The organism is Streptomyces sp. DSM 40750 (assembly GCF_024612035.1).
Taxonomy (GTDB): domain Bacteria; phylum Actinomycetota; class Actinomycetes; order Streptomycetales; family Streptomycetaceae; genus Streptomyces.
Genome location: NZ_CP102513.1, coordinates 3407393 through 3419465 on the forward strand (window position 1 = coordinate 3407393; position 12073 = coordinate 3419465).

Annotated in this window: 11 protein-coding genes; 7 read left to right on the forward strand and 4 right to left on the reverse strand. The window is 70.2% G+C overall.

Going from position 1 to position 12073, the window contains the following annotated elements; translation table 11 throughout:
* Positions 1-240: 240 nt before the first annotated feature.
* Positions 241-1236, reverse strand: a complete 996-nt coding sequence (locus tag JIX55_RS15195) for an aldo/keto reductase (RefSeq protein ID WP_257563851.1) — start codon at positions 1234-1236, stop codon at positions 241-243.
* Between the two features lie 58 nt (positions 1237-1294).
* Positions 1295-1621: a nuclear transport factor 2 family protein gene (locus JIX55_RS15200; protein WP_257563852.1), complete on the reverse strand. Its 327-nt coding sequence runs from the start codon at positions 1619-1621 to the stop codon at positions 1295-1297.
* A 158-nt stretch (positions 1622-1779) separates the two neighbouring features.
* Between JIX55_RS15200 and JIX55_RS15205 the strand changes: the two genes are divergently transcribed.
* From JIX55_RS15205 to JIX55_RS15230, 6 genes are all read left to right on the forward strand, one after another.
* Positions 1780-2325: a DoxX family membrane protein gene (locus JIX55_RS15205; RefSeq protein WP_257563853.1), complete on the forward strand. Its 546-nt coding sequence runs from the start codon at positions 1780-1782 to the stop codon at positions 2323-2325.
* Positions 2326-2401: 76 nt separating this feature from the next.
* Positions 2402-2791, forward strand: coding sequence for a MazG-like family protein (locus JIX55_RS15210; protein WP_257563854.1), 390 nt, complete (start codon positions 2402-2404; stop codon positions 2789-2791).
* The gene (locus JIX55_RS15215; RefSeq protein ID WP_257563855.1) at positions 2784-3317 is read left to right on the forward strand and encodes a hypothetical protein; all 534 of its coding nucleotides are present in this window, start codon (positions 2784-2786) and stop codon (positions 3315-3317) included. Before JIX55_RS15210 ends, JIX55_RS15215 begins: the two co-directional genes overlap by 8 nt.
* A 158-nt stretch (positions 3318-3475) precedes the next feature.
* Positions 3476-5686, forward strand: a complete 2211-nt coding sequence (locus tag JIX55_RS15220) for an MMPL family transporter (protein WP_257563856.1) — start codon at positions 3476-3478, stop codon at positions 5684-5686.
* Between the two features lie 114 nt (positions 5687-5800).
* On the forward strand, positions 5801-7066 hold the full coding sequence (locus JIX55_RS15225; protein ID WP_257563857.1) for a sensor histidine kinase: 1266 nt from the start codon (positions 5801-5803) through the stop codon (positions 7064-7066).
* 75 nt (positions 7067-7141) lie between these two features.
* The gene (locus tag JIX55_RS15230) at positions 7142-7819 is read left to right on the forward strand and encodes a response regulator (RefSeq protein WP_257563858.1); all 678 of its coding nucleotides are present in this window, start codon (positions 7142-7144) and stop codon (positions 7817-7819) included.
* A gap of 60 nt (positions 7820-7879) precedes the next feature.
* Here the strand turns inward: JIX55_RS15230 and JIX55_RS15235 are convergent, their stop codons facing one another.
* Together JIX55_RS15235 and JIX55_RS15240 are read right to left on the reverse strand one after the other, a co-directional pair.
* Positions 7880-9328, reverse strand: coding sequence for a family 43 glycosylhydrolase (locus JIX55_RS15235; protein WP_257563859.1), 1449 nt, complete (start codon positions 9326-9328; stop codon positions 7880-7882).
* Positions 9329-9366: 38 nt separating this feature from the next.
* A complete protein-coding gene (locus JIX55_RS15240; protein ID WP_257563860.1) occupies positions 9367-10869 on the reverse strand; it encodes a family 43 glycosylhydrolase in 1503 nt (500 codons plus the stop codon).
* A gap of 208 nt (positions 10870-11077) precedes the next feature.
* Here JIX55_RS15240 and JIX55_RS15245 point away from each other — a divergent pair, with 208 nt between their 5' ends.
* Entirely contained in the window at positions 11078-11947 is an 870-nt protein-coding gene (locus JIX55_RS15245; RefSeq protein ID WP_257563861.1) for an LLM class F420-dependent oxidoreductase, read from the forward strand.
* The last annotated feature ends 126 nt before the right edge of the window (positions 11948-12073 follow it).

Sequence of the window (12073 nt, forward strand, 5' to 3'; positions counted from 1 at the left end):
AGCACGTGGCAGGCATATGCTCATGACCGCCTCCACAAGAGCTTCACACTTGGAGGCGGCGGCTTCCGCGGCCAACCCGAGGGGGGAGGCGGCAGCCGTTCCGCGTTCCGGAAGGGGGCGGACCTCGCGTGGGACCGCGAGGTAAGCACCGGAGCGCGGGACGGCTGCCCGCCGTACTTTTCTTCTCCGGGCGGTATCCAAGCGGGAACTCCCGGCACTCTCCCCGCTCCTACGGGCCGTTCACCGCCCCAGGACCCGGTCGACCTCGGCCACCTGGTCCGCTGTGAGCGGTCCCTTCGCGAGGGCGCCCGCGTTCTCCTCGGCCTGGGCGACGGTACGGAAACCGGGGATGGGCACGGTCCGCGGGCTGCGGGCCCAGATCCAGGCGAGGGCGCCCTGCGCGAGCGTACGGCCCTCGCTGGTCAGGATCTCGCGCAGCGCCTCGACCCGGCCGAGCCACTCCGGGTCGGCGCCGACGTCCGCGGTGAAGCCCGGCAGCCACGCGGGCGGGGTGCTGCGGATGTCCCCGGCCTCCAGGGCACGCCCGGCGGTGTGCCTCCCGGTGAGCAGGCCCATGGCGAGCGGGCTGCGGTTGACGCTCGCCAGCTCCGACTCCTCGCACAGGCCGAGGAGTTCGGGCGCGTCCTGCAAAATGTTCAGGCGGTGCTGTACGGCCGTGCAGTGCGGTCCCTCGGCGAACACGGCGGCGCGCTCGGCGTCGTCGGTGCTCCACGCGTACGCCCGGATCAGGCCCTCCCGCACGAACTCCTCGCAGGTGTCGCGGAGTTCGGCCGCGCGCTCGGGGTCGGCGTCGGAGATGTGGAACTGGTACAGGTCGATGTGGTCCGTGCCCAGGCGGTCGAGGGACGCGGTGAGGGCGCGGCGGGCGTGGGCCGGGGTGTCGTCCTGGCCGACGCGGGTACGGGTGCGCTCGTCGAAGAGGTTGCCCCACTTGGTGGCCACGACGACATCCGCGCGGCGCTTGCCGAGGGCACGGCCGAGCACGCGCTCGCTGTGGCCGGTGCCGTAGGTGTCGGCCGTGTCGAAGAAGGTGACGCCGAGGTCGAGGGCGCGGTGGATCGCCCGTACGGACTCCTCGTCGTCCACCTTTCCCCAGCCGAGCGGCTGCCCGTCGGTGTCCTGCCACTCGCCGCCGATCGCCCAGCAGCCGAAGCCGAGGGCGCTGACCTGGATACCGCTGCGGCCGAGGGACCTCGTGTACGTGTTCTTCTCCATGCCCACGAACGGTAGGAGTTGGAGCGCACACGAAGGCAAGCCCCCAGGGGGCCTGTTCTCAGGCCTGGCCCGTCTCGAAGCGGCTGATCCGGCCGTCCTCCGACACCGTGAAGCGCCAGGCGGTGCGCATCTCGCCCCAGGTGTCGTTGCGGTAGTCGGCGACGAGGGAGCGGCCGCCGTCGGACTCCCGGCGGACCTCCATATGACCGTGAGAGGAGAAGATCTCCTGGTCGGTCCACTCCGCGAGGTTCCGGTCGGAACCGTCGTCCGCCATGGTCGCGTCGGGGGCGAGGAGGGCCATGAAGGCGTCGCGGTCATGGGAGTTCACCGCGTTGACGAAGGCCCGGACGGTCGGGTCACTGAGTTTGGCTGGTGCGATCGTCATGCCGGTCAGCCTCACACCGTTGCGACGGGTACGCCACCGGAGGCGCGGCCCGGACGCGGCACCACCCGAACGGGCGCGCGGGCGGGTCGGGCGGGTGTGATCGGTGCGACGGTGGATACGCGGGAGGGGACATTCACAAGGGCTGTCCGGGAGTGGTCATGACCTCATTCGACCGACGTGACTTGGGCCTGCTGCTGCTCCGGCTGGGCGCGGGCGGTGTGCTCGCCGCGCACGGGACGCAGAAGCTGTTCGGCTGGTTCGGCGGGGGCGGTATCCAGGGGACCGGCGCGTTCATGGAGTCCGTCGGGTACGCGCCCGGCAAGGCGAGCGCCACCGCGGCCGGGCTGGCCGAGACCGGCGGCGGCACCCTGCTCGCGCTGGGCCTCGCGACGCCCGCGGCCGGTGCCGCCGCGGCGGGCGCGATGGGTGGCGCGGCCGCGGTCCACGCGCCCAACGGCTTCTTCAACGCCAGTGGCGGCTACGAGTACGCCGCGACCCTGGGCCTGGCCGCGGCCGGTCTCGCGGTCACCGGCCCCGGTCGGCTCTCCCTCGACCACGCACTCCGCCATGTGGTCGACCGGGGCTGGATGGTCCCGGTGGCACTCGCCGGTACCGCCGCGGTCACGGCGGTGGTCGTGGGCACGCGGAACCAGCGGTTGCGGAAGGAGAAGGAGGGCGAGCAGGAGACGCTGTTCGAGGAGTGACCGTCACTTTCGAGGAGTGACCCTCTCTTTGGAGGAGCGCCTGTCGTTGTCGTAGGGGCGTGGCAGGCTGCGCCTCATGAGTGATCAGCCGGCCGTACCCGTCTCCGCCGCCTCCTCCGACTCCCCCGACTCCCCCGACTCCCCCGACGGCCTCTGGCGGTCCGTCTCCCGTCTGCACGCCTGGCTGGAGGCGGACCAGCCGTACGGCGGCCAAGAAGGCCTGCTCCTGCGGATGTTGAAGCTGCAGGAGGAGGTCGGCGAGGTCGCCCAGGCGGTGATCGGCGCGACCGGGCAGAACCCGCGCAAGGGCACGAGCCACACCTGGGACGACGTCCAGTCGGAGCTGTGCGACGTGGTCATCACGGCGCTGGTGGCGCTGCGCACCCTCACCCCGGACGCCCGCGCCGTCTTCACGGCCCACCTGGCAAGAGTCACCGAACGCTCGCTGGGGTCCCGCCATGGCTGACAGCGCGTTCTGGATCGCCTCGCTCACCGCGGGTACCGCCGTGCTGGCGAGCTGGGTGACGAGCAGGGGGACCGCGCGGGCGGCGCGGATACAGGCGGACACGACGGCGGGCGCGCAGCGGGTGGAGCGGCTGCGGGAGGCGCGGCGGACGGCGTACGCGGACTTCATGGAGCAGGCTCAGCGGCTGAACGACGTGCACTGGAAGGCGTCCGACGTGGTCCGGGGCGCCGAGGGCGGGCTCGGTCCGGAGCAGGTCGAGGAGCTGCGGCGGCTGCGCGACCTGCAGCGGGACGAGTACGCCACGCTGCGGCATCGTACGTGGATCGTCTCGCTGGAGGGGCCGGACGGGGTCGCCGAACTCGCCAACACGGTCCGGCGGTCCACGAATCCGTTCCACAAGGCGATCGAGGCGATGATCGAGGGCGATGCCGGTGCCGTCGCCCGTTTCGACGCCTGCTACTCGCCGTTCTGGCGGGCGCTGCAGGAGTTCATCAAGGCCTCCCGCGACACCCTCCATGCCATGTAGTCCGGGTCACTCCGGTCATACCCCGGAGTGACCCGGCGGTCGCGTCGTACTGCGTTCTGAGTAGCCGGGATTGTCGGCAGCCGCACGACGACGGGAGGGGGCCCGGGCCGGGAGTCTTGGCAGGCATCCGAGACCTCTGACGTGGAGACCTGCGACCCATGGCAACCTTCCTTCATCGGCTGGGCCGGCTGGCCTTCCGCAAACGCTGGTACGTCACCCTGATGTGGGTGGCGGTCCTCGGCGCCGTCGGTTTCGGCGCCCTCAAGGCCCCGGGAGCCTCCGACGAGGAGTTCTCCATGCCGGGCATCGAGTCCCAGAAGGCGTTCGACCTGATGGAAGAACGCTTCCCCGGCGTCACGGCGGACGGCGCCACCGCCCGGGTCGTGTTCGTCGCGCCGAGCGGTGAGAAGGTCACCGCCACCGAGAACAAGAAGGCCATCGAGGACACCGTGGCCGATCTGGCCGACGGCTCGCAGGTCGCGAACGCCGTCGACCCGTTCCAGGCGCGGGCGGTCAGCGAGGACGGCTCGACGGCGTACGCGACGGTCACCTACAAGGCCGCCGCCAACGACCTCACCGACGCCAGCAGGACCCATCTGGAGAACGCCCTCCACCAGGCCCAGGACTCCGGGCTGACCGTCGAGGCCGGCGGCGACGCGGTGGCCGAACAGGCCGGTGCCGGCGGGACGGCCGAGGTGATCGGTGTCGCCCTCGCCGCCGTCGTCCTGCTGATCACCTTCGGCTCGCTGGCCGCGGCCGGGCTGCCGCTGCTGACCGCGCTCGTCGGCGTCGGCCTCAGCATGGCCGCGATCCTCGCCCTGTCCGACGCCTTCGGCCTGTCCACCACGACCGGCACCCTCGCGATGATGCTGGGCCTGGCGGTCGGCATCGACTACGCCCTGTTCGTCGTCTCCCGCTACCGCGAGGAGCGCGCCAAGGGCCGTACCCCCCAGGAAGCGACCGCCCTCGCCACGGGCACGGCCGGATCGGCGGTCGTGTTCGCCGGACTCACCGTCGTCATCGCGCTGGCCGGACTGTCCGTGGTCGGCATCCCGATGCTGACGAAGATGGGGCTGGCCGCCGCGGGCGCGGTCGTCGTCGCCGTACTGATCGCGCTGACCCTGGTCCCGGCCGTCCTCGGCTTCTGGCCGAACGCCGTGCTGCCGCGCAAGGCACGCAAGAGCGGCCGGATCGAGGAGAGTGCCGCGACCAACGGCGGCACGCGCTGGGCCCGGTTCGTCCTGCGCCGGCCCCTGCCCGTACTGATCCTCGGTGTCCTCGGCCTCGGCGCGCTCGCGGTGCCGATGACCGACCTGCAACTGGGCATGCCCGGTGACGAGGCCAAGTCGACCTCCACCAGCGAGCGCCGGGCCTACGACGCGCTCGCCGAGGGCTTCGGGCCCGGCTTCAACGGGCCGCTGACGATCGTGGTGGACGCCAGGGGCGCGGACGACGCGAAGGGCGCCGCGGAGACGATCGCGAAGGAGATCGGCGCCACCAAGGGTGTCGTGTCCGTCTCCCCCGCACAGTTCAACGAGGCCGGCGACACCGCCGTCTTCTCGGCCGTGCCCGCCACCGCGCCGACCGACGAGAGGACCAAGGACCTGGTGACCGTCATCCGGGACGAACGTCCCGGCATCGAGTCCGGGACGGGGGCGACGTACGAGGTCACCGGCTCCACCGCGCTGAACATCGACATCTCCGACAAGGTGCAGTCGGCGCTGGTCCCCTATCTGCTGGTCGTGGTCGGCCTGGCCGTCATCCTCCTGATGGTCGTCTTCCGCTCCCTGCTCGTCCCGCTCAAGGCGGCCCTGGGCTTCCTGCTGTCGGTGCTCGCGTCGCTCGGCGTGGTCGTCCTGGTCTTCCAGCAGGGCCACGGCGCGGAGCTCCTGGGAGTGGAGCAGACCGGACCGATCATGAGCCTGATGCCGATCTTCCTGGTGGGCATCGTCTTCGGCCTGGCCATGGACTACGAGGTGTTCCTCGTCTCACGGATGCGGGAGGCGTACGTCCACGGTGACCGCGCCGACGAGGCGATCACCAGCGGCTTCCGGCACAGCGCCCGCGTGGTCGTGGCCGCCGCCCTGATCATGATCGCGGTGTTCGCCGGGTTCATCGGCGAGAGCGACTCCATGATCAAGATGATCGGGTTCGGGCTGGCCTCGGCGGTCCTGTTCGACGCGTTCGTCGTACGCATGGCGATCGTGCCCGCCGTACTCGCCCTGCTCGGCGACAAGGCCTGGTGGCTGCCGAAGTGGCTGGACCGGGCGCTGCCCCGCGTCGACGTGGAGGGCGAGGCGCTGACCCGCCGGCCCGAGACGGAGCCGGCCCCGGCCGCCACGGCCGAGCCGGTGGTGGCGCGCACCTGATCCAACCGCCCACCCCCACCGGGGGCCGTCCGTGGCGAAGGACACGGACGGCCCTCGGGGGCGTTCGCACCCACGTCGACCACCATGGTCCCAGCCCACCGACCGGAGTCCCCGATGAGTATCAGCCTGGATCGGCGCTACGCGGATCGCCTCGAGGATTTCTCGCACCGCCATCCCTTCCTCGTCGATCTGGCGACTGCCATCACGCTGATGGGCTGCGCGGTCCTCGGCACGGCTCTCACCCTGCCCGGCGCCGCGCCGCCGGACCAGGACACCGTCGGCGTCGCCGTCATGGGCGTGTCCTGTCTCGCCCTGCTCAAGCACCGCGCCCACCCGCGCACCGCCCTCATCGTGACCGCGATCTGCACGATCGTCGTGGTCGCGCTGGGCTATCTGCTCACCCCCCTGCTGCTGGCACCGATCATGGCGGCGCTCTACTGGCTGGCCACGCTCACCGACCGGAAAATCACCCGTGCCTACGGCCTCACCACCATCGCGGCGATGACGCTCGCGGCCGTGCTCGCCGACTCCATGAACCATTTCTCGCTGGTGCTCAGGACCATCGGCCCCGTCTTCTGGCTGCTGCTGCCCCTCGCCGCGGGCCGGGGGACCCAGCTGCGGCGGGCCTACCTGAAGTCGGTGCAGGCCCGCGCCGAGCACGCCGAGCGAACGCGGGAGGAGGAGGCCCGCCTCCGGGTCACCGAGGAACGCATGCGCATCGCCCGCGAACTGCACGACGTGGTCGCCCATCACCTGGCCCTCGCCAACGCCCAGGCGGGCACCGCCGCGCACCTCACCCGCATCGATCCCGAGCAGGCCCACCGGATCCTCACCGACCTGACCGGAACCACGTCGTCGGCGCTGCGCGAGCTGAAGGCCACCGTCGGCGTGCTGCGCCGACCCGACGACCCCGAGGCGCCGCTGGCCCCCACCCCCGGGCTCCACCGGCTCCCGGACCTGATGGCCGCGTGCGAGTCCGCCGGCCTCACGGTCACCGTCACCACGCAGGGCACCCCGGGGCCGCTCGACCCCGGCGTGGACCTGACCGCGTACCGGATCGTGCAGGAGGCCCTCACCAACGTCAGCAAGCACGCCGCCGTGGACGCGGCGCGCATCCGCCTCGCGTACGAGGAGACCCATCTGACGATCACGGTCACCGACGACGGCGGCGACGGCAACGGCAACGGCACGACTCGCCCCGACGGCGCTCCCGAACCCGGCCGTGGCTTCGGCCTCATCGGCATGCGGGAGCGCGCCCAGTCCGTCGGCGGCTGTCTGAGCGCCGGTCACCGCCCCGAAGGCGGCTTCGAGGTCACCACGGACCTCCCGCTGCGCCCCCGTCCTCGGACCCCCGCACCCGAAGTGGGCCGGACCGCATGACCAGCGGAAACAGAACAGCCCCACGACCAGCGGACAACAGAACAGCCCCATGACCAGCGGAAGTAGAACAGCCCCATGACCATTCGCGTCCTGCTCGCCGACGACCAGGCCCTGCTGCGGGCCACCTTCCGGATCCTCATCGACTCCTGCGAGGACCTGGAGGTGGTCGCCGAGGCCACGGACGGCCGGGAGGCGGTCGACCTCGTCCGTATCCACCGCCCCGACGTGGTCCTCATGGACATCCGTATGCCCGGCACCGACGGGCTCACCGCCACGGCGGTCATCTGCGCCGACGAGGAACTGGCCGACACCCGCGTACTGATCCTCACGACGTTCGAGATCGACGAGTACGTGGCCCAGGCGCTGCGCTCCGGCGCCAGCGGCTTCCTCGGGAAGGACGTCACCGCCGACGCGCTCCTCGACGGCATCCGCACGGTGGCCGCCGGCGACACGCTCCTCTCCCCCGCCGCCACCCGCACGCTCATCACCCGCTTCCTCGCCGCCCCGGCCCCCGGAAACCGCCTCGCCACCCCCGACCAGCTGACCAGCCTCACCACCCGGGAACGCGAGGTCATGGCCCTGGCCGCCGAGGGCCACTCCAACGACGAGATCGCCGAGAAGCTGTACGTCAGCCCGCTGACCGTACGCACCCATGTCCACCGCGCCATGACGAAACTCGGCGCCCGCGACCGGGCTCAGCTGGTGGTGATGGCGTACCAGTCGGGTCTGGTGCAGGTCATGCCGCCGGAATGAGCAGTGCACCGTGCCCTGCGAGGGCACGGTGCACTGGCGTTGCTCGGTTTTCGCTGACCCCTACTCCTTGTAGAAGGTCGCGTCCTGCCGGTCGAGGGTCGTGCTGACCGGCTGGGTGTAGAGCAGGTTGTTGTAGTGCCGGATGTAGCGGCCGGGGAAGTTGTACGACTCGTACGAGACCCCGGCGGCGGTGTCGGCGAGGCCGGCCCGCTGGTGGAAGGAGGCGTCGGCGTCGAAGAGGGTCGTGCCGTCGTCCTTCTCCACCCACATCTCGTTGTTCTTGTGCCGGAGGTAGTAGCCGGGGAAGTTGGCCGACTCCAGAGAGACCGTGCCGCTGCCCGCGAGGCCGGTGACGACCCGGAACTGCGAGTCGGCGAGGTTGGTGACGTTGGCCTCCAGCTTCGCGCGGTACTCCCAGTGGCGGATGAACCTGTCCGGGTAGTTGTACGAGGAGAGGCGGACCGGGGTCGCGCCGTCAGCCACCGGGATGCCGAAGTTGGGCGTGCCGTCGGCGTTCCAGTACAGCTTCTGGTAGCGGGTGCGGCGGTTGGGGTCGTTGAGCGGGTCGCCGCTGATGTCCTTGTAGTTGCGGTCGTGGTAGACGAGGATGTCGGACTTTCCGTCCTCGGAGACCGTGAAGGTGTTGTGACCGGGACCGTACTGGCCGGTGGCGGCATTGCTCTTGAAGACCGGTGTCGAGGTCTTCGTCCAGGAGGCCGGGTTCATGAGGTCGGCCGTGGCGGAGGCGGTCAGCAGGCCGAGGCAGTAGTTGGCGTCGGTGGCGCTGGCCGAGTAGGCCATGAAGACCTTGCCGTTCTTCTGGATGACGGCCGGGCCCTCGTTGACGCGGTGGCCGACGGTCTCCCAGGAGTACGTGGGCGTGGAGATCATCACCGGACTGCCGCTGATGGTCCAGGGGTTGGACATCTTCGCCAGGTACAGGTTGGTGCCGCTGCCGACGGCCGGGTCGTTCTGGGCCCAGCTCAGGTAGCGGGTGCCGTTGTGGGTGAAGGTGGTGGCGTCCAGCGAGAAGGTGTCCAGCGGCAGGGCGATCCGGCCCTTCTCGGTCCACGTGCCGGTCAGCGGGTTGGCCGCGCTGGTCTCCAGGACGTACGGGCGGATCTTCCAGATGTCGTTCGAGGCACCGGCCGCGAAGTAGACGTACCACTTGCCGTCGATGAAGTGGATCTCCGGCGCCCAGATGTGGGCGCCCATGTCACCGCTGGCGTGCTTGGTCCAGATCGTGGTCTCGGTGGCCGTGGCGAGGCCCTGGAGGGTGGTGGCCCGGCGCATCACGATCTTGTCGTACGCCGGAACGGTGGCCGTGAAGTAGTAGTAGCCGTCGGTGTGCTTGAAGATGTGCGGGTCGGCCCGCTGCTCGGCGATCGGGTTGGTGAAGGTGACTGCGGGGGACGCGGGGGCTGCGGCCTGTGCGGGGGTGGTCACGGTGGTGAGCACCGCGAGCGCGGCGGCCACGGCCACCAGGACCCGTCTGACGAGTCGTCTCATGTCTTGTTGCGGCCCTTCGGGATCAAGGATGTGGGGGATCAGGCGGTCGTGGGGACGAGCCGCCACTGCTGGCAGTTGTTGTTGAGCCAGGCCCACTGGCGTACGTCGGCGCCGTTGGCGGTGCCGCAGTCGGTCACGTCCATGACCTTGCCGGTGGAGGCGTTGACGATCCGCACGTAGTCGCCGCCGAGGTAGACCATGCGGAACTTCTGGCAGTTGTTGTTCAGCCAGGACCACTGCCGGATGTCGGTGCCGTCGGCGCTCGCGCACTCGGCGACGTCGGCGACCTTGCCGGTGGCGACGTTCACGAGGCGGCTGGTGTCGTCGGCCATGTCCTCGATGCGCCACTTCTGGTTGGCCCCGCCGTTGCAGGTCCACTGGAGGATGTTGGTGCCGTCGGCCGTGTTGCCGCCGTTGACGTCCAGGCACTTGCCGCTGTTCCGGTTGACGATCGTGTACGCGGTCGGCGTCGTCGCCGTCTCACCGGAGGGGCCGGCGATCGTCGTGCCGAGGGCGACCGGCGTGCCGAAGTTCGGCGTGCCGTCCGAGTTCCAGGTGAACTTCTGCGCCCGGGTCGTACGCCCGTTGTCGCAACCGTCGCTCGCCGAGTCGTTGGCGTGGTAGACGATCCAGTTCTCCGTGCCGTCGGGCGAGGTGAAGAACCCGTTGTGGCCGGGCGCGTACACGCTGTTGGCGTCGTTCCGCTGGAAGACGGGCGTCTGCTTCTTCGTCCAGGAGGAGGCGAGGAGCGGGTCGGAGCCGGTGAGTTCGAGCTGGCCGAGCTTGTAGTCGGGGCCCCAGCAGGCACTGGCGGAGTACACGAGGAAGGTACGCCCGTTGCGGTAGAGCGGCTCGGGCCCTTCGTTGACCTCACCGCTCTGCGTCTCCCAGCTGAGCGTCGGGCTGGAGATGACGGTGAAGGTGGAGCTGGCGAGCGTGTACGGGTTGCTGAGCGGCGCGATGACGAGGCTCTGCTTGCTGCCGCCGGCCGAACCACTGCCCACCAGGTACAGCTTGTTGTTGTGCTTGAGCACGCTGGCGTCGATCAGCCAGCCGTTGGGGTTCAGGTTGGAACCGGTGAAGGTGTTCTTGTGCGTGTAGGGCCCCATCGGGTCGGAGCCGGAGCTCTCCAGCACATGGGTGCGCTGGTCGTCGCAGCAGGCGGAGCCGCGCGGCCCGGCGGAGTAGTACAGATACCACTTGCCGTCGAAGAAGTGGATCTCCGGGGCCCACATGTTCCAGTTGCGGCTGGCGGTGCTGTCCGACCACACCTGCACGCTGGGCGCGGTGCTCAGCCCGGCCAGCGTCGGCGACTTCCGCATGGTCAGCTCACCGGTGAACGAGGTCGTCACCAGGTAGTAGTTGCCGTTGTAGTACTCCAGCCACGGGTCGGCGCCCTTCTGGGACTTGACCGGGTTGGTGAACGGCTTGCCGTCGGCAGCGGCGGCCTGCTGCGTGGGCTGGACGGCGAGGAGGGACGCGAAAAGGGCCAGCAACGCGGCCCCCAACGTCACCCAGTGACGGACTTGGATCCGAAACACGGCAAGACCCTTCGGGGAGCGGCTCGAGAGGGGGAATGTTCGAAATTGCGAACGCTGTGCGTAACTTCGGCCAGAAGGTAAAGCTGAGGCGGGAGGGACGTCAATGGATGCGACACGATTGATGTCGACGGATGCGACACGATTGATGTCTACACGCGTCCGGAATAGATCCGGAATAGATCACGAAGGCGGCCGGGTTGGCGTTTGCATGACCAAAGAGACCAAAGAGAACAGCGTGGGTCGGTACGGCATCTGGAGCGCCGGCCTGCGGGCCGAGGACCCGGCTCGGAACGGCGAACTCGCTGATGCGGCAGCCGAGTTGGAGGAACTCGGCTTCGGTGCGATCTGGCTCGGCGGCAACACCGGAGTGCACCACGCCGTGCCCCTCGTCGAGGCGACGGCACACATCACCGTAGCCACCGGCATCCAGAGCATCTGGCAGCACGAGGCCGCCGACACGGCCGTACGCTTCGCCGAACTGGAGGCCGCCCACCCCGGCCGCTTCCTGCTCGGCCTCGGTGTGAGCCACGCCAAGCTCGCGGAGCAGTACCGGCGCCCGTACACCGCCATGGTCGACTATCTGGACGCCCTGGACGCGGCCGGCGTACCTGCCGACCGCCGGGTCCTCGCCGCGCTCGGCCCGAAGATGCTCCGTCTCTCACGGGACCGTTCGGCCGGCTCGCACCCGTATCTGGTCACACCCGAGCACACGGCCGAGGCCCGCGAGATCCTGGGCGAAGGCCCACTGCTGGCCCCCGAGTTGAAGGTGATCCCGGAGACCGACCCGGACCGCGCCCGCACGACCGCCCGCACCCATCTGGCCTTCTACCTGGGGTTGCCGAACTACACGAACACCTTCCTCCGCCTCGGGTTCACCGACTCCGACCTCGCGGACGGGGGAAGCGACCGCCTGATCGACGCGGTGTACGCGTGGGGCGACGACGCCCGGCTCCGGGCGCGTGTGGAGGAGTTCCATGCGGCGGGGGCGGACCATGTGGCGCTTCAGGTGATCGACGGCCGGGCGGGGGATGCACTGCCACGGGAGGAGTGGCGGCGGCTGGCGGGGGTGCTGGGCTGATCGGCCGGGGGGACCGGGTCGGTTTTCAGCGCACTCTCCGCCCCTTCGCGGAACAGTGGAGGCCTGAACGCGGACAACAGGAGCATTCCGCCGTGAGGGCTGGCTCGGGCGCTTGCCCGGGGGCTG